Here is an 18,744-nt window from a genome sequence, read left to right on the forward strand (position 1 = left end):
AAATTTCACTAATGATAAGAATGAATCTTATAAGTTAGCGAAGTATTCTAAAGTACGAACTAATTGAGCAGTGTATGACATTTCGTTGTCATACCAAGCAACAGTTTTAACTAATTGTTTGTCGCCAACTGTCATAACTTTTGTTTGAGTTGCATCGAATAATGAACCGTAAGTCATACCTACGATATCAGAAGAAACGATTTCGTCTGTGTTATAACCATAAGATTCGTTAGCAGCTTTTTCCATTACTGCATTTACTTCATCAACAGTAACTTCTTTGTCTAATACAGTAACTAATTCAGTTAATGAACCAGTAGCTACAGGAACACGTTGAGCAGCGCCATCTAATTTACCGTTCAATTCTGGGATTACTAAGCCGATTGCTTTAGCAGCACCAGTTGAGTTAGGTACGATGTTTGCAGCAGCAGCGCGCGCACGACGGAAGTCGCCTTTAGGATGTGGTCCGTCTAATGTCATTTGGTCACCTGTGTAAGCGTGGATAGTTGTCATTAAACCTTCAACAACACCAAAGTTGTCATGTAAAGCTTTAGCCATTGGAGCTAAGCAGTTTGTAGTACAAGAAGCGCCTGAAATTACAGTTTCTTCTCCAGTTAATGTTTCATGGTTTGTGTTGTAAACGATTGTTGGTACATCGTTACCACCAGGAGCTGAAATAACTACACGTTTTGCACCAGCAGTTAAATGTTTTTCAGCAGCTTCTTTAGAAGTAAAGAAACCAGTACATTCTAAAACGATGTCTACGCCTAATTCGCCCCATGGTAATTCTTCAGGGTTACGGTTAGCTAAAACTTTGATTTCTTTGCCGTTAACGTTGAATGAACCTTCGTGAACTTCAACTGTACCGTTGAAACGGCCTTGAGTTGTGTCATATTTTAACAAGTGTGCTAACATTTTAGCATCTGTTAAGTCGTTGATTGCAACTACTTCGATTCCTTCTACATCTTGGATACGACGGAAAGCTAAGCGTCCGATACGTCCAAATCCATTAATACCTACTTTAACTGTCATTAAAGATTTCCTCCTTATGAAAATCAAAAATTTTTTATTTTAAAGGGTTACCCCTTTTAAAATCTCGTTTGCGGCAGCTTCATCTGTGATGAGCCACGTTTGTTTTGGTGCATTTTTCATATATGCGCGAATGGCTTTGGCTTTCGTTTTGCCGCCCGCAATTGCGACGACATAGGGAATTTCTTGTAAGTTTTTTAATTGAAGGCCAATTCGTGGAATTTTATAGACCACTTTTCCTTCTTCATCAAAGAAATAACCAAACGATTCTGCCACGGCATTTTTTTGTTTGAGCATAACCATTTCGTCATCAGACATTTTTCGGCGTGCCGCCATGTGCAACGCTCGACCAATACTGTGCACCACACAGTTGGCATGACTAATTAACGTAAGAACTTCTTGAATCGAGGGTTCTTGTAATAAACTATTATACGTTTCACGACTCAATTGTTCTGGGACATATAACGCCCGGTAGTTACCACCCGTTTTGTTGGCCATTACAGCACTAATTGAATTGGCTTGGACAGAAACTGCTTCACCAATCCCTCCTCTGGCTGGAACAAACAAATTATGACGTTTTTCAGTTTCTAGTGATCCCATATTTTCGGCCACCATGGCCATTGTTGTCCCACCCATAACCGCAATTGTATTCTCACCATTTGGTAAGAGTAAATTCAGCGTATTGGTTAAGACATCTCCAAAGTCCGAAAGAACTTTCTTTTGGATATCACTATCTCCTGCAACAACGATACAACGTTGAATGCCAAAGTACTGTGTCATTTCTTTTTCGATTTGGTGCATGCCAAGCAATTGATTCATGACTAATTCTAAGCCTTGATAGACTTCCAAACCGCGTTCTGTTAATGTCATTCCGCTTTTTGAAGGTTCAATCAGGTTGAGCTGCTTCAAAACATCTGTTTCTGTACGCAAGACTCGCTCTGTAATTCCCATCGTTTCTGATAAACTTCTACGTCCAATAGGTTGCATCCAATAAATATTGCGAAGAATTTGGAATCTTTCTTGTAATACATCGAGCATATCTGGAGCAACTGCTTCAATCATTTTAAATTCTTTTAACATGATGCGCTCCTTTTGTGGGTCGAAATATGTCCAAGTAAGACCGAAAACGACCTATGAACTTTAAAAAAATAGAATTGATGTTCGTTTTTCCTACTATTTATTCATAACAGTATTAAAAGTACTTATCAATTACACACTTAGTGTACCAGTTTTTTTAGGTCTTTTCAATAAAAATGATTCTTTTTTCATCGTTTTCTTTCAAATCCAAACAAAGCATTCGTTTGTGGGAAACAATAGCGACTTATTTCCGAATAATCAGATCTAATTAAACCAAAAGCAAAGGAATTCACGAACGTCTTTCAATTAACTTCTTGTTTAAATGGGAATTTCAGGACCTCACACAAAGCATTTTTTTACTTATTTTTCAAAAAAAGCAACGAAAGAATAGACACAGCCATTCTCTCGTTGCTTCATATCCTTTTATTTGTAATCTTCTTCGTAAAAACGTCCTAAAATTTTAACATTATCTGAGATGCTGACAAAGGCATTCGGATCACTTTCTTTCATGGCTGCTTCTAAACTTGGCAACTCAAAGCGTGTCACAATAGTTAGCAAAACAGTTTGGCGGTCGTGGCGATATGCCCCTTCCGCTTCATGAATAATTGTAATACCGCGGCGCATTTTCTTTTGAATCTCATCCACGACTCGATCTGGGTTTTTGGTGACAATCATAACTTGCATTTTCTTTTGCTTAGTATAAACGGCATCTGTGACCTTCCCACTTACAAAAATTGATAACGCACTGTAGAACATGTACTGCCAGCCAAATAAATAACCTGCAACGAAGACAATTAGTGCGTTAAAATAAATTGAAATCGAGCCAACGGAACGCCCCGTTTTTTTCCGAATGGTAATGCTTAGAATATCTAAGCCCCCAGAAGAAACCCCGTTTTTTAAGACAAAACCAATTCCTGATCCAGAAATCGCCCCACCAAAAATAGCACAGATAATTGGATCTTGGGTCATCACCGTTTGCGGAACAATATGCATAAATAATGAAGTTAAAGTCACGGTAATGAAAGTAAAAATTGTAAACTTCTTACCTATTTTCTTCCACGCAATAAAGAATAACGGCACATTTAAAAGATACAATGTAATGGAGACAGGCACATTAAAACCCACAATTTTTGTTGAGAGGGTTGTTAAAATTTGTGCCAAGCCTGTTAAGCCACTGGAATAAATATTTCCTGGTTGATAGAAAAAGTTCATGGCAATTGATGCAAGAATAGCATAGACAATCGACACAGAAAATTTTGTTGTATAGTCATGAACTGGCAGTCCGTCATAAATTTTTTTCATAAATAATAGCCTCGTTTCAGGTTTTCAATAAATTACATTTCTTTTCATATTATACGTGGTTTACCGAGAGAAAAAAAGAGATTCCTATAATAATTACGGAAGATTCATCAAATGTTTATAGAAATGAAAAAAGAACGAAATCTTAACGATTTCGTTCTTGGGTTGTTTCATAATGGGCTCTTGGTCCACCAATATATTTAGGACGAGAATATAATGCTGTAACATGGGCCGCACCTAACGTTCGAATGCTCAAGCGAAGAGGAACTTGCACATGTTTTACATGCATACCGATAGATGTATCGCCAATGTCAATCCCTGCTTGAGCAACAATATGTTCAACTTCCACAGGTTCATCAAATTTTTCAAAGGCAGCCACTGAACAAGAACCGCCAGCATGTAATTGCGGTACTACCGAGACAATTTCAAAGCCTTTTTCTTCAGCCACACGACGTTCCATCGCTAAAGCACGATTAATATGTTCGCATCCTTGGACAGCCAAAGAGATGCCTTTTTTATCTAATTGTTCAATTAAGGTTGAGACAATCCATTGTCCTACTTCGGCACTGGAATTTTTACCAATGACGCCACCTACCACCTCGCTGGTGGTACAACCTAAAACAAATAGGTCCCCTTTTTGTAAATTTCCTGCTGTAATGACTTCTTCTGTAATTGTCACTAACTGTTCTTTTAACATTTTTTCATCGATAGTCATTTGTTCATCCTTCTTTCTTCTAAACGACCATTTTTTGGTAACACACGTTTTAATGTTTGACTAAGAGGCAATGCTACAATCACCCCAAATAAGGATTGAATAATATTCCCTGGTAAAGAGGCAATCCCCGCACCCACGCCGTAAAGCCAGCTAGTCGCTAAAGCATACCCGCTAATCATGAGGAGACTGGCTAAAAGTAATCCTAGCGTTTGCATCTTTTTATTTTTATTAAAGAAGTGCCCTGCTAACCACCCTTGTCCGCCATGAATCAATAACGAAAAAACGAACCATTGTGGATAGCCTGACAATAAATCAATTAAACCACCGCTTAAAGCTCCGACTGTCAAGCCACCAATCGGACCAAAAAGTAAACTAGCAATGTAAATCCCTGCATCCGCCAATGTAACAAAGCCATTTGTTGCTGGGACGGGGATAATAAAGACCATTGACACAGCCACTGTTAAAGCGGTAATTACTGCATATAGACTAATTTTTCTTGTCATTATCCGCCACACCTCCTGCTAGTAATCCTTCATGCCACACACTTCCAAAAGCTGCATTTAGCTGGACCCCAGAAACAATGGCTTCATGAACGTATGTTTTTGCTAAATCAACTGCTTCAATTAACGGATATCCTTTAACTAAATTCGCACCAATTGCAGAGGCAAAGGAACAACCAGCGCCATCAATGGTGTGGGCCATTACTTTTTCTTTGACCAATTGAATATGTTGTTGTCCATCATAAAAAAAGTCACGTGCTTCTTGGCCAAGCCAACGATTACCACCTTTAATCACCACCGTTGCCGCTCCTAAAGAGTTTAACTCTTCCGCCGCTTGTTGGACTTCTTCGACGGTTGTTAATTTTCTGCCAATGAGTAATTCTGCTTCTTTTAAATTAGGCGTTATAATCGTTGCGAATGGAAAAAGTTTTTCAATCAATAACTGCATGTATCTTTTTTCATAAACTGAAGTCGTTTCTTTAAAAGCCAAGACAGGATCCAACACCACCGGCAGACCTGCGTGCTTTTTCAAAAAGGTTACAATTTGTAACATACTTTCTTCACTGTGAATCAAGCCAATCTTGATGCCGTCTAAACTCCCGGCAGGTATGGAAGCGAGTTGCTCTTTCACCAAAGAAGTCTCCAGGTCATGAATCTGAAAATGATTCTTGGGGGCTGTAGCAAGGCAAGTTAAAGTTGATAAGCCAAAGACTTGATGATTTTCAAACGTTTTTAAATCTGTTTGAATCCCGCCACCTGAAAAAGGATCGGAACCGCCAATTGTTAAAATTATTTTTGTCATTTGTTTCGCTCCTTTATACACTCAGTTATCATACAAAGTTTTCTAAAAAGAAAAAACAGCCAATTGGCAGATTTTTAGCTCAGCCACTTTTTAAGTCTTTCGTTATCTTTTTCCTTCCCAAAGAAAGAGTGACCTCATCCGTCAATGAAGTCACTCTTTCTTTGGATTTAACACTTATTCGTCAATGGCTGTTACATCAATGTTTAATTCAAACAATTGTAATGGAGAAACTAAACTTGGTGCGTTGTTCATTGGGTCAATTGCTTTGCCGTTTTTAGGAAAGGCAATCACTTCACGAATATTTTCTTCCCCAGCCAATAGCATTGCTAAGCGGTCTAGCCCTAAAGCAATCCCTCCATGTGGCGGGAAGCCGTAATCTAATGCGTCTAGCAAGAAACCAAATTGGTCTTGTGCTTCTTCTTTTGTAAAACCTAACGTTTCAAACATTTTTTCTTGTAATTCTCGTGTATGGATCCGTAATGAGCCGCCACCTAATTCGTAGCCGTTTAAGACAACATCGTAAGCTTCAGCATACACAGAGGCTGGGTCTGTTGCTAAGCGGGCCACATCCTCTGCTTTTGGTTGTGTAAATGGATGATGAGCAGAAACATAGCGACCAGCTTCTTCATCATATTCAAACAACGGCCAATCCACAATCCACAAGAAATTGAATTTCGATTCATCAATTAAACCTAATTCTTTACCTAAACGTGTACGTACCGCACCTAAAGCAGCGGCTACGATTTCAGGTTTATCGGCACCAAACATTAAAATATCACCGACTTCTGCATTGGTAGCAGCAATTAATTCATCACTAACTTCTGTTAAGAATTTAGCAATTGGTCCTTTTAAGCCATCTTCTTCAACTTTTAACCAAGCTAAGCCTTTTGCGCCAAATTGACTCACATACTTACCTAAGTTATCCATATCTTTACGAGAATACTTATCTGCGGCGCCTTTTGCATTCAAAGCCTTCACATGTCCGCCATTTTCCAACGCTGCTTGGAAAACTTTGAAGTCTACGTCTTTCACTACATCTGCGACATCAATTAATTCCATAGCAAAACGAGTGTCGGGTTTATCGCTACCATAGCGTGCCATTGCTTCGTCATAGCTCATTCGTGGAAACGGAACAGAAATCTCAATTCCTTTTGTCTCTTTCATCACTTCAGCCAACATATTTTCTGTATATGTTTGAATTTCTTCTGGTGTTAAAAAGGTCGTTTCGATATCGATTTGTGTAAATTCTGGCTGACGGTCGCCTCGTAAATCTTCATCACGGAAACAACGAACGATTTGGTAATAGCGATCGAAGCCTGCCCCCATTAATAATTGTTTAAAGAGTTGTGGTGATTGTGGTAAAGCATAAAAATGACCGGCATGGACACGAGAAGGAACCAAATAATCGCGAGCGCCTTCTGGTGTTGATTTGCCTAAATAAGGAGTTTCAATGTCTAAAAAGTCATGATTATCTAAATAGTGACGGATTGTTTTCGTTACTTGGTGACGTAATTTAATGTTGTTTGTCATTGATGGACGACGTAAATCTAAATAACGATATTTCATGCGCAATTCGTCATTAACGTTATTGTCATCTTCAATGGTAAATGGCGTTGTTTTCGCAGTATTTAAAATCGTAATGTCAGTCGCCATCACTTCAAACTCGCCAGTTTTCATTTTGGGATTAATCGCTTCTTTATCACGATAAACGACTTGACCTTTAACTTCGATGACGTATTCACTACGACATTTATCAGCAATTTCCCATGCTTCTTTTGACTTTTCTGGGTTAAAGACCACTTGGACGATTCCTTCACGGTCACGTAAATCAATAAAGATAACCCCTCCTAAGTCACGACGTTTTTGAACCCATCCTTTTAATACAACTTCTTTTTCAATAAATTCGGCAGATACATTGCCGCAATAGGTTGTGCGTTTTGCCATTTCTCAATCTCTCCTTTTTATTCTTCAATCATTTTTGTCATCATTTCGTCATACACTTCATCAAATGAATCATGGATAGCACTTAACGGGAAGGCTTTTTCTTCGCGTGTTGCCATTGATTTTACGTTGACAATGCCTTCATTCAATTCATTTTCACCGATTGTTAAAACTAATTTTGCTTGTAATTTATCGGCCGTTTTAAATTGCGCTTTTGGTTTGCGATTCATGTAATCACGATCAGCTGAGAAACCAAAGTTACGAATGCTTTGAACAAGTTGCAAAGCTGCGATGTTGGTTTCTGAACCAATCCCAACCACATATGCGTCTAATTCAGATAACGCTGGAATCACAACTTCTTCAGCTTCCATTGTTAACAACACTCGCTCAATGCCCATACCAAAACCAAAACCTGGTGTGTCTGGGCCGCCTAATTCTTCAACTAAACCATTGTATCGGCCTCCTGCACAAATAGTTGATTGCGCCCCCATTTTAGGCGCTTCACTCATAATTTCAAAAATTGTGTGTGTATAATAATCCAAGCCGCGAACCATATTACTATCAATTTCATAAGGAATTTCTAGTAAATCTAACATATCAGTTACTGCTTCAAAATGTGCTTTAGATGGTTCATTTAAATAATCTAAAATGGAGGGCGCTTCTGCGACAATCACCTTGTCTTTTTTATCTTTGCTGTCTAACACCCGCAATGGATTTTCGTGTAAGCGACGTTGTGAATCCTCGCTTAATTCTGCCATATGGGGCTCTAAATAATCGATTAATGCTTGACGGTACGTAGCACGTGTTTCTTTATCCCCCAAGGAATTAATAACTAATTTGATTTGTTGGATGCCTAATTGTTTGAAGAAGTCCAAAGCCATAGCCATGATTTCAACATCCAATGCTGGGTTTTCACTACCAAATGCTTCCACACCAATTTGATGGAATTGACGCAAACGACCAGCTTGTGGGCGTTCATAGCGGAACATCGGCCCCATGTAATAGGTTTTATATGGTTTCGTATATTCCGGACCATATAATTTATTTTCAACGAAGGCCCGAACAATTGGCGCTGTCCCCTCAGGACGTAGCGTCACGTGACGATCTCCTTTATCATAAAAATCATACATTTCTTTTGAAACAATATCTGTAGTATCGCCAACACTGCGAGATATTACTTCATAATGTTCAAAAATCGGGGTTCTGATTTCTTGGTATTGATAATCTTTAAAAATCAAACGAGCTGTTTCTTCCACAAATTGCCATTTTTCAGAAGTTCCTGGCAAAATATCGTTTGTTCCTTTTGGTTTTTGATAACTCATTGTCTTTCTCTCCTTCTATCATTCCACAAAAATGTGTGCGCCATTTTCTTTTTTCTAAAAATGAAAAAAGCCCTTGTATGTTGAACATACAAGGGCGTAAAAGTCTCTTTTACACGGTACCACCTAGTTTTGAAAGATTTTACTCTTTCCTCAACGATTAACGCTCGTAACGGGACGGCTTTTCTTCCGTCCATCTCCAGAATGTCTTTCACTTTCACTGTTGAAGTTGCTCTCAGCCACGGCAACTCTCTCTTCGCAGACAGATGAAACTTACTCGTTCCTTCGTAGATTTTTAATATTATCTATAAACTACTAAAGTTCTCTTAGAAAGTCAAGAGGTTCCGATAGGAAAATCAATTATTTTTCTCGTGTATCGATCACAATGGTCACTGGACCATCATTGGTCAACGACACTTGCATATCCGCGCCAAATTCTCCTGTGGCTACCGCTATTCCTTCTGCTTCTAATTGTTGATTAAATAATTCATACAAAGGAATCGCCACATCTGGACGAGCCGCTTCAATAAAACTGGGACGATTGCCTTTTTTAGTTTTTGCATAGAGGGTAAATTGAGAGATACTTAGAATTGATCCTTCAATCTCTTGAATGCTGCGATTCATTTTTCCTTCGTCATCTTCAAAAACACGCAATTTACTGATTTTGCCAACAACATAAGCCACATCTTCTGGCGTGTCTTCTTGATGAATGCCCACCAGCACCATGAAGCCTTGTTTGATTTGTCCCACTATCTGCTCTTCTATCGCAACTTGTGCTTGACTGACTCTTTGAATAACTACTTTCATCTTTTTTGCCTCACTTTTAACACTTACCCATTGGTTCGACGAACACTATAAACATCTGGTACACTTTTAATTTTGTCAACGATGGTTTTTAAATGAGAAAGGTTTTGAATTTTCACAGTAACATGAATCTGGGCCATCTTATCTTTGGATGGACGAGCTTCAACGCCGACTAAATTTTTTGTCATCGAACTAATGACTTGTAAAACATCACTTAGTAAGCCACTACGATCATAGCCGTAAATCTCCAAATCGGCAGCGTATTCTTTGCGACTGTGCTCGGTATCTTCCCACTCAACTTCAATTAGACGTTGTGCTAGTTCTTCTTGATGTTGTACGTTAGGACAGTCCGCACGATGAATTGAAACGCCACGTCCTTTGGTAATGTAACCAACGATTTCATCACCAGGCACTGGATTACAACAGCGGCTTAAACGAATCAATAGGTTGTCCACCCCTTGAATCACGATGCCGCCTTCATGACGAACTTTCATTTTTTCTGATTCTTTTTTAGCTGGCTGATTTAGCAACTCTTCCGCTTCTTGACGTTGGCGTTCCAACTCTTGTTCGCGGCGTTCTTTTTCTGTTAAACGATTGCACACTACTTGCGCACTTACTTCGCCATAACCTACTGCCGCAAATAAATCATCTTCCGTTTGAAATTTAAATTTATCTAGCACTTCCGCCATTTTATTCTTCGTTAAAAATTCTTTCGGTGTAAAGCCGATTTCTATCATGTATTTAATGACAGCATCATGCCCTTTAATAATGTTATCTTCACGGTCTTGTTCTTTAAAGAAACGTTTGATTTTATTTTTGGCTTTACTTGTTTTAACCATTTTCAGCCAGTCGCGACTAGGTCCGAAAGAATTCGGTGATGTTAGGACTTCAATAATATCCCCATTTTTTAGGACATAGTCTAACTGTACCATTTTGCCGTTGACCTTCGCACCGGTTGTTTTATTCCCAATTTCAGTATGGATACTGTAAGCAAAATCTAGTGGTCCGGAGCCTTTTGGCAGTTCGGTTACATCTCCACTTGGCGTAAAGACATAGACTTTGTCGCTAAAAATGTCTTCTTTCACACCTTGCATAAATTCAGAAGCATCATAGCTTTCATCTTGTAATTCAATAATTTCATGGAACCAATCGACTTGCTTCGTCAGTTCATCTGTTTCAATTTTTTCCGCTTTGCCTTCTTTATAGGCCCAGTGAGCCGCCACCCCAAATTCGGCGATTTGGTGCATCTCATGGGTCCGAATTTGGACCTCTACTGGATTCCCTTTTGGCCCAATAACTGTCGTATGGATAGATTGATACATATTCGCTTTTGGCATAGCAATATAATCTTTAAAGCGACCTGGCATTGGTGTCCAACGTGTATGAATCGCCCCTAACACGGCATAGCAATCTTTAATGGAATCGACAATAACACGAATGGCTAATAAGTCATAGATTTCATTAAACTGTTTCTTTTGGTCCTTCATTTTACGATAGATTGAATAAATATGTTTTGGTCGACCATATATTTCTGCGTAAATTTCTAAATCTTCCGTAGCTAAACGAATATCTTCGACTGCTTCTGCCACATAAGCTTCACGTTCATCACGTTTACTTTGCATCAAATTAACAATTCGATAGTATTGGTTGGGGTTAATATAACGTAAGGCCGTATCTTCTAATTCCCATTTAATTCGACTAATCCCTAAGCGATGTGCTAAAGGCGCATAAATTTCTAAAGTTTCTTGCGCAATCCGTCGTTGCTTATCTTCACGTAAATGTTTTAATGTGCGCATATTGTGCAAACGATCGGCTAGTTTCACCATAATGACCCGTAAATCTTGCGCCATTGCCAATAACATTTTCCGATGGTTTTCGGCTAATTGTTCTTCATGAGATTTATATTTAATTTTTCCTAGTTTCGTCACGCCATCGACTAACATTGCGATGTCTTCGCCAAATTCTTCTTTTAAATCGTCCAGTGTTACGTCCGTATCTTCGACAACATCATGTAAAAATCCTGTTGCTACAGTATGGGGATCCATATGTAATTCAGCCAGAATGCCTGCCACTTGAATCGGATGGATGATGTAAGGTTCACCTGATTGTCGGACTTGACCTTCGTGTGCTTTTTCAGCATAAGTTAATGCTTTTTGAACCAACTCAACATGTTCTGGTCCCATATAGGTACTTACAATTTTGATGACCGCTGGGCCTGTCAGTATTTCTTCTTTTGGCATGGTATTCACTCCTCTATGAAGGTGACCTTTGGATAAAGAACACTTCGTTCACGTTTTATCTATTTTAATAAAAAAGAAAAGTACCACTTGAAACAGTAGCACTTTCAACAACTCTATTATACTAAATTTCCCTTAAATTTCAATCACTGTCGCTTTTTTACTCTCTGTTTATTCAAAGAGAATGCCTACAAGAATTTTACAGGCGGGCTTTCGTTTAATTTAAAAGTTCCATTTGGTAGCTAACCGCACTTAAAAGATATAACGGTGCTGTTTCTGCTCGTAAAATTCTCGGACCCAACCCGCAAAGTTTCGCCCCAGCCTGCAGAAATTGTTCAATTTCTTGCGGTGCAAAGCCACCTTCAGGTCCAAAGAGCACACACAAACGTGCGCCTGGCTGGCAAGTGGATAATACTTGTGCTAATTGACTTTTTTCTCCTTGTTTTGCTGATTCTTCATACGCAACCAAGACTGTGTCATATGAGTCAAATTGCGCAATGATTTCTTGTGTTTTTTCCACCAAAAAAACACTTGGTGTCTGCTGCCGATGCGATTGTTCCGCCGCTTCTGTGGCAATTTTTTGTAATCTTTTTTCTTTGGCTGCTCTTTTTTTGTGGTCCCATTTGACAACGGAAGTTTTCGCAGGAAAGCCGATAAACTGATTGCCACCTAGCTCCGTGCCTTTTTGAACAATCCATTCTAACTTGTCCCCTTTTGGTAACCCACACGCAATCGTCACTTCAATTGGCAATTCTTTGTCCATTTCTTCTTTACTAATTTCTTTAAAGTAAACAGATGTTGAATCAATTTCCACAATCTCAGCTAAAATGGCAGTTTTATTTTGAAATACTAAATAACAACGATCATTCGGCGTCATTCGCATAACTCGCACAATATGATGATAGTTTTCATCTGCGACTTTATACAAATCTTTTTCTTGATAATCTTCTTTCATGAAATACCGTTGCATTTTACTCTTCCTCTGGTTTCTTCAAGATAATCGCATACCAATCGCCTTGATTAAAGAGTTGGTCTACCACAAAACCGACTTTCGTTAGTGCTTCTAAAACCATTGCTTTTTTATCTTCAATAATTCCAGAAATAATGAAGGTACCGTCTTGTTTTAGCAAACGCCAAGCATCTTCAATCATTAACACAATAATATCTGCCAAAATATTTGCGACGATTACATCAGCAGAATGGTCAATCCCTTTTAGTAAATCATTGGCTGACACATGAACATCGGCCGCAATGGGATTTAAATCCATATTTTCTTTTGCCGCTGCAACTGCTACTTCATCTAAATCATATGCGTAGACGTCTTTAGCCCCTAAATAGCGACTTGCAATACTCAAAACACCAGAACCCGTTCCTACATCTAGAACTGTTTCGCCACCACGTAAAACAGTTTCTAAAGCTTGCAAGGTTAAACGAGTCGTTGGATGCGTGCCTGTACCGAAAGCCATGCCCGGATCCAATGTGATAATTTTTTCTGCTTCATCTTGTGCGTGATAGGCTTCCCAACTTGGCACAATCGTTAAGAATCGTGTGACACGGACAGGATGATAATATTTTTTCCAAGCAGTTGCCCAGTCGCTTTCTGCTACTTCACTAATTGTCATTTCGTTTTTACCAATGGATAAGCCGTACTCAGGCAAGCGTAAAATATTTTCTTTCATAAATGGTAAAATTTCTGGTAAGAAGGTTGTTTCAGGAAAATAAGCCATCACAATCGCCCCTTCTTTAATGTGGGTGAATTGCTCTTTATCTAAAATTTCCCCATACAGATCACCTTCAAAATTTTCAATGTCCAACGCATCTTCAATGGCCACACCACTTGCGCCAGCTTCCATCATAATGTTTGAAATTGCTTCAACTGCTTCGCTAGCCGTTTCTACTTTTACTTCTGTCCACTTCATGTTCTCACCTCTAAATTAATAACTTGGATACGCAATCCATTGTTCTTTTTCTGTTTCTGCCACTTTTTTAATCATCGCTTCAAAATCTGCTGGCTCCCAATGCAATTCAAAAACTTCCGCTGTTTCATCTGATAAAAAGTCTAACAAATCACTTTGCCCTTCATCTAAAACCACTTTTAAATAGTGAATGAATCCGTCTAAAACTGCTTTGCGTAGCCCTTTTTTTCCTTCATAAGGAATTGTGACTAAATACTCTTCGTCATCAACGACAGACTTTTGCGGATTGTAAAATAACAAGCCATCTTCAAATTCAATAAATTCTTCTTCTGAAAGCGTACCATCAACATCATCAATCGCCACTTGCTGATTGTTTTCTGCATATAAACGAACAATGACTTCGATGGTATGGTTTTTACGATCCCAATCAAGGCCTACTTCGTAATCTGCTAAGTGTTTTTCAAGTTGTTCCTCTAAGTATGTGAGCATTGTTGCTTTTTTCATTTTCTTCATCCTTCCAGCCAAAATCTATTTGGTCTACTGCTGTTCTTTTTTGTTTAGAAATATATGGATTGCCAGCCACGACGTATCTTAAAGGCAACTCTGTCCAACGACCTTTATTGGGAATTCCAATTCGTGGTAGTGCCTCAATTTTTTTCGGAAATTTTCGTTTTTCTGGCACGAGCCGTAACGAACTAGAAAAAATCGACTGCCCATATAATTGCTTATCAATTCCTAAGGCTGCAACTAATTTACCTGGTCCATTGGTCAATTCCACGCCTTGACGTCCTTGGCGATTTTCAATCATTTTGTCGACACCTTCAACAGGTTCAATCGCGCGGATCATCACCCCTTGTGGTTTGCCTTGTTCTTGTGTCACCATATTTAAAATTAAATGCGTGTGCATAGTATATAAATAAATCGTGCCTGGTTTGTCATACATGGCTTGTAAGCGTGGCGTTTTTCTCAAGCCAAAGCTATGGGCCGCCTCATCATCAGGACCTAAATAAGCTTCTGCATCCACAATGTACCCACCTAAAACGCCTGTTGCTGTTTCGTGCTCTAAATACATCCCTAACAAGTATTGTGCCACTTCTTCAGTTGTTTTTGTGTTAAAGATATTTATCGTTTCTTTCATTTCTTTCACCACTCCCTATCATACACGAAACCTTCCGCTATATCCATCTAAAAACCAAAAAACCACCAAAAAGCGAATATACGTTCTTTATGTTATAATAAGATGATTATGAAAAAGGAGGTCCTTTTATGCAACAACCTTTAGCCTATCGAATGCGACCTCGTCACTTAGACGAAGTAGTTGGTCAACAACATTTAGTCGGCCCTGGTAAAATTATTCGTCGGATGGTCGAAGCCAAAATGCTTTCATCGATGATTCTTTATGGGCCGCCTGGCACTGGAAAAACCAGTATTGCCAGCGCAATCGCTGGTTCAACAAATTATGCCTTTCGCATGTTGAACGCGGCCACAGACACCAAAAAAGATTTACAAATCGTTGCTGAAGAAGCCAAAATGAGTGGCACAGTGATTTTACTGCTTGATGAAATTCACCGATTAGATAAAACAAAACAAGATTTTTTGCTCCCTCATTTAGAAAACGGACGAATTATTATGATTGGAGCCACTACCGAAAATCCATATATTACAATTAACCCTGCGATTCGTAGTCGCACGCAAATTTTTGAAGTAAAGCCCTTAACAGAAACAGACATTCAGCAAGCGATTCAAGAAGCCTTAACCGATAGCACACGTGGCTTAGGCGATTATCCCGTTCACTTAGAAGAAAAAGCATTACAACATTTGACACGCGCAACGAACGGTGACTTACGTAGTGCGCTAAATGGACTAGAATTAGCTGTTAAATCAACACCCAAAAATGAACAAGGCGAAATTAAGATTACTTTACCGATTATTGAAGAGTGCGTGCAACGAAAAGCCTTAACCCATGATAAAGATGGCGATGCCCATTATGATGTAATTTCCGCTTTCCAAAAGTCGATTCGAGGAAGCGATGTAGATGCTGCACTTCATTATTTGGGTCGCTTAGTTGAAGCAGGTGATTTACCGATTATTTGTCGTCGTTTAATGGTCATTGCTTACGAAGATATCGGTCTTGGGAATCCTGCGGCCGCCGCTCGGACAGTCACCGCTGTTCAAGCCGCCGAAAAGCTAGGGTTTCCAGAAGCTAGAATTCCTCTAGCCAGTGTCGTCATTGATTTATGTTTATCGCCAAAATCAAATTCTGCAGTCACAGCGATTGATGCTGCTTTGGCAGATATTCGACAAGGCTCTGTGGGAGATGTTCCTGATCATTTGCGTGATGCCCACTATGCTGGAGCCAAAGAATTAAACCGTGGTATTGGTTATCAATACCCACATAATTTTGAAAACGGTTGGGTCAATCAGCAATACTTACCTGACAAATTAAAAGAGGCACGTTATTACGAACCGATTGATATTGGTAAATATGAACAAGCCTTACATCAGCAACTCAAGCGTATCCAAGAATGGAAACAGAAAAAATAACAAAATAATACGCTTTCAAAAAAAGAAACAATCTCGTTGCCGATTTTGAGAGAGTATGCTATTATAAAGATGGTAAATCTGTGATGTACGCGTTGTCCTTTCACTGTGTTGACCGAACATTTTTATTGATATCTAGGGATCCTGCTTGTATCAAAGTTGGTAACATGCCTTTTCTTTTGGTAGTTCAATACTGCGATCGAGGAACCCACCTGCTTATCTTGCGGGTTCAATACTCTAGGACGATTACCGGCATCGACGGATTTTACCATTTTTATGTAGATTTCTAAACAATTTGCTCTGGCAAGTTGTTTTTTTTTGGAGGACAAGATGATTCGTATACTCGTACTATTACTCGCCGTTGTCACAGGCGTAGCCAGTTATTATTTGATGAAGAAAAGTGCAGCTTTTTTACCACTCTTAAAAAAAGAAACTGCAACAGAAAGTCAACAGTTTATCGAACGTTTTGGGCGTTATTACTTGATTATCGCCATTCTAGGTGTTCTAGCGGCTATTTTTAATCGCCCGTTATTGTCAATTGGTTTTATCTTTTTTGTTTTATTACTTTCAACGTTGTTTAGTTTAACTTTTGCAAAAAAAATGTCATAAAAGACGATGAATTTAAAACTTCGTTCAAAAAGATTTTTTTGAACGAAGTTTTTTTTACAAAAAAATGCCAATATTCAGAAAAAAAGAAGCGGTTTCAGTTTCTTTTTTTCTTTGTTTGTTTTACAATTATTATAGAAACAATTAATGATTTTTTTTACGCTGAAAGGAGCGGTTATTATGTTACAACAATATCAAAAAATTATGATAGCAATCGATGGTTCTGACGAAGCAGACTTAGCCTTTAAAAAAGCGGTCAACGTCGCTAAACGAAACGATGCTGAATTACTATTAGCACATGTTGTTGATACGCGCTCTTTCCAATCAGTGTCCTCTTTTGATGGTGCGCTAGCAGAAGAAGCAATGTCAATGGCAAAAGAAACCTTAGACACCTACCAACAACAAGCGGTGGATATGGGACAAACAAAAGTCTCTAGCGTTCTAGCCTATGGTTCTCCTAAGAATATCATTGCCAAAGAATTACCAAAAGAATACAACATTGATTTAATTATGTTAGGAGCAACTGGATTAAATGCCGTTGAGCGTTTATTTATTGGCTCTGTCTCTGAATCAGTTATCCGTAACGCTAGCTGCGATGTTCTCGTTGTACGGACGGATTTAGACAACAAATTACCAAAAAATGAAGAAAAATAAAAAATAAGAAAAAACTGAGCCAACTATCAAAAGTGATAGTTGGCTCAGTTTTTTCTTATTTACCTATTAAGCACACCTTGTGAGAGCGTCTCACAAGGTGTGTTCGTTTAATTATTTTAGACGTTCTACGTCACGGGCAATCATTAACTCTTCGTCAGTTGGTACTAATAGAAGCTTGATTTTTGAATCATCAGTTGAGATAACTGCTTCTTCACCGTGTACATTATTTTTGTCATCATCGATTTCACAACCAAACCAAGTCATGCCATCAATAATATCTTTACGAACGCCAACTGCATTTTCACCGATTCCAGCAGTAAAGACAATCGCATCAACGCCATTCATAACAGTGACATAGCTACCAATGTATTTACGAATACGATCGATAAAAATGTTGTATGCTGTTTGAACTTCAGGTTTATCTAAGTTTGATTGAATATCGCGCATGTCGCTTGATAAACCATTTGTTAAACCTAATAAACCAGATTTTTTGTTTAAAATATCAACCATGTCTTGTACATCAGTCAAGCCAAGTTTTGTCATTAAATAAGGCAATAGTGACGCATCAACATCTCCTGAACGAGTCCCCATTGTAACACCAGCAAGAGGAGTGAAGCCCATCGATGTATCGACTGATTTTCCACCATCAACTGCAGTGATTGAAGCACCATTTCCTAAGTGACAAGTGATAATTTTTAAGTCTTCAATTGGACGACCTAACATTTCTGCAGCACGTTGAGAGACATAACGATGACTTGTTCCATGTGCCCCATATTTACGTGCAGCAAATTTTTCATAGTATTCACGCGGTACACTATATAAATAGTTGTGTTCTGGCATTGTTGTGTGGAACGACGTATCAAAGACTGCCACGCTAATGATTTCTGGTAAGATATGTTTAAATGCTTTAATTCCCATTGCATTCGCTGGGTTGTGTAAAGGTGCTAATTCAGATAAAGCTTCAATTTTTTCTAATACTTCGTCTGTAATAACAACAGAATCTTTAAATTCTTCTCCACCAGCAACTACACGGTGACCAACACCAGTAATTTCATCATAAGAGCCTAAAATGTTTAAGTCGATTAATTGGTCTAGTAACATTTTTACTGCCACTTCATGGTTATCAATATCAACAATTACTTCATATTTTTGTCCTTCACCATATTTAATTGTGAAGATAGAATCTTTTAAGCCAATACGTTCAACGATTCCTTTAGCGATCACTTCTTCATTTGGCATTTGGTATAATTGCCATTTTAAACTTGAACTACCTGCATTAATTGCAATTGTTTTAGACATAATTTTCT

Annotated in this window: 19 protein-coding genes and 1 other RNA gene; 4 read left to right on the plus strand and 16 right to left on the minus strand. The window is 38.6% G+C overall.

Annotated elements, in window-relative coordinates:
• Positions 1-27: 27 nt before the first annotated feature.
• The 15 genes from gap to IGK82_RS08345 all read right to left on the minus strand — a co-directional run bounded on the left by gap (position 28) and on the right by IGK82_RS08345 (position 14,774).
• The gene (gene gap, locus IGK82_RS08275; protein WP_002357093.1) at positions 28-1,029 is read right to left on the minus strand and encodes a type I glyceraldehyde-3-phosphate dehydrogenase; all 1,002 of its coding nucleotides are present in this window, start codon (positions 1,027-1,029) and stop codon (positions 28-30) included.
• A gap of 39 nt (positions 1,030-1,068) precedes the next feature.
• Complete coding sequence (locus IGK82_RS08280; RefSeq protein WP_002357092.1) at positions 1,069-2,106, minus strand: sugar-binding transcriptional regulator; 1,038 nt, start codon at positions 2,104-2,106, stop codon at positions 1,069-1,071.
• A 420-nt stretch (positions 2,107-2,526) separates the two neighbouring features.
• A complete protein-coding gene (locus tag IGK82_RS08285) occupies positions 2,527-3,405 on the minus strand; it encodes a YitT family protein (protein ID WP_002357090.1) in 879 nt (292 codons plus the stop codon).
• Positions 3,406-3,547: 142 nt separating this feature from the next.
• Entirely contained in the window at positions 3,548-4,117 is a 570-nt protein-coding gene (locus tag IGK82_RS08290) for a TIGR01440 family protein (RefSeq protein ID WP_002365825.1), read from the minus strand.
• Complete coding sequence (locus IGK82_RS08295) at positions 4,114-4,620, minus strand: ECF transporter S component (protein WP_002357086.1); 507 nt, start codon at positions 4,618-4,620, stop codon at positions 4,114-4,116. Before IGK82_RS08295 ends, IGK82_RS08290 begins: the two co-directional genes overlap by 4 nt.
• Positions 4,604-5,440 carry a bifunctional hydroxymethylpyrimidine kinase/phosphomethylpyrimidine kinase gene (locus tag IGK82_RS08300; protein ID WP_002383128.1) on the minus strand — a complete coding sequence of 279 codons (837 nt, stop codon included), beginning with the start codon at positions 5,438-5,440 and terminating at the stop codon, positions 4,604-4,606. The genes IGK82_RS08295 and IGK82_RS08300 overlap by 17 nt, the downstream gene beginning before the upstream one ends.
• A 153-nt stretch (positions 5,441-5,593) precedes the next feature.
• On the minus strand, positions 5,594-7,363 hold the full coding sequence (gene aspS, locus IGK82_RS08305; protein ID WP_002360034.1) for an aspartate--tRNA ligase: 1,770 nt from the start codon (positions 7,361-7,363) through the stop codon (positions 5,594-5,596).
• A gap of 17 nt (positions 7,364-7,380) precedes the next feature.
• Positions 7,381-8,682, minus strand: coding sequence for a histidine--tRNA ligase (gene hisS, locus IGK82_RS08310; protein ID WP_002360033.1), 1,302 nt, complete (start codon positions 8,680-8,682; stop codon positions 7,381-7,383).
• Positions 8,679-8,900, minus strand: coding sequence for a hypothetical protein (locus IGK82_RS08315; protein WP_002383130.1), 222 nt, complete (start codon positions 8,898-8,900; stop codon positions 8,679-8,681). Before IGK82_RS08315 ends, hisS begins: the two co-directional genes overlap by 4 nt.
• A gap of 139 nt (positions 8,901-9,039) precedes the next feature.
• Positions 9,040-9,486: a D-aminoacyl-tRNA deacylase gene (gene dtd, locus IGK82_RS08320; RefSeq protein WP_002357080.1), complete on the minus strand. Its 447-nt coding sequence runs from the start codon at positions 9,484-9,486 to the stop codon at positions 9,040-9,042.
• Positions 9,487-9,509: 23 nt separating this feature from the next.
• The gene (locus IGK82_RS08325) at positions 9,510-11,723 is read right to left on the minus strand and encodes a RelA/SpoT family protein (protein WP_002381746.1); all 2,214 of its coding nucleotides are present in this window, start codon (positions 11,721-11,723) and stop codon (positions 9,510-9,512) included.
• A 214-nt stretch (positions 11,724-11,937) separates the two neighbouring features.
• Positions 11,938-12,690 carry a 16S rRNA (uracil(1498)-N(3))-methyltransferase gene (locus IGK82_RS08330; protein WP_010715313.1) on the minus strand — a complete coding sequence of 251 codons (753 nt, stop codon included), beginning with the start codon at positions 12,688-12,690 and terminating at the stop codon, positions 11,938-11,940.
• Position 12,691: 1 nt separating this feature from the next.
• Positions 12,692-13,639, minus strand: coding sequence for a 50S ribosomal protein L11 methyltransferase (gene prmA / locus IGK82_RS08335; protein ID WP_016622347.1), 948 nt, complete (start codon positions 13,637-13,639; stop codon positions 12,692-12,694).
• A 15-nt stretch (positions 13,640-13,654) separates the two neighbouring features.
• On the minus strand, positions 13,655-14,140 hold the full coding sequence (locus tag IGK82_RS08340; RefSeq protein WP_010709649.1) for a DUF3013 family protein: 486 nt from the start codon (positions 14,138-14,140) through the stop codon (positions 13,655-13,657).
• Positions 14,097-14,774, minus strand: a complete 678-nt coding sequence (locus tag IGK82_RS08345; RefSeq protein WP_002364174.1) for a DNA-3-methyladenine glycosylase — start codon at positions 14,772-14,774, stop codon at positions 14,097-14,099. The genes IGK82_RS08340 and IGK82_RS08345 overlap by 44 nt, the downstream gene beginning before the upstream one ends.
• Positions 14,775-14,902: 128 nt before the next feature.
• Between IGK82_RS08345 and IGK82_RS08350 the strand changes: the two genes are divergently transcribed.
• From IGK82_RS08350 to IGK82_RS08365, 4 genes are all read left to right on the plus strand, one after another.
• On the plus strand, positions 14,903-16,180 hold the full coding sequence (locus tag IGK82_RS08350; protein ID WP_002360030.1) for a replication-associated recombination protein A: 1,278 nt from the start codon (positions 14,903-14,905) through the stop codon (positions 16,178-16,180).
• A gap of 72 nt (positions 16,181-16,252) precedes the next feature.
• Positions 16,253-16,446, plus strand: a non-coding RNA gene (ssrS, locus tag IGK82_RS08355) — 6S RNA.
• A 61-nt stretch (positions 16,447-16,507) separates the two neighbouring features.
• The gene (locus tag IGK82_RS08360) at positions 16,508-16,786 is read left to right on the plus strand and encodes a hypothetical protein (protein ID WP_002380425.1); all 279 of its coding nucleotides are present in this window, start codon (positions 16,508-16,510) and stop codon (positions 16,784-16,786) included.
• A 177-nt stretch (positions 16,787-16,963) separates the two neighbouring features.
• Complete coding sequence (locus tag IGK82_RS08365) at positions 16,964-17,437, plus strand: universal stress protein (RefSeq protein WP_002357065.1); 474 nt, start codon at positions 16,964-16,966, stop codon at positions 17,435-17,437.
• Positions 17,438-17,548: 111 nt separating this feature from the next.
• Here IGK82_RS08365 and IGK82_RS08370 read toward each other — a convergent pair whose 3' ends face one another.
• On the minus strand, positions 17,549-18,736 hold the full coding sequence (locus IGK82_RS08370) for an acetate/propionate family kinase (RefSeq protein ID WP_002357064.1): 1,188 nt from the start codon (positions 18,734-18,736) through the stop codon (positions 17,549-17,551).
• Positions 18,737-18,744 lie beyond the last annotated feature (8 nt).

It is taken from the genome of Enterococcus sp. AZ197, from assembly GCF_050556405.1.
Taxonomy (GTDB): domain Bacteria; phylum Bacillota; class Bacilli; order Lactobacillales; family Enterococcaceae; genus Enterococcus; species Enterococcus faecalis.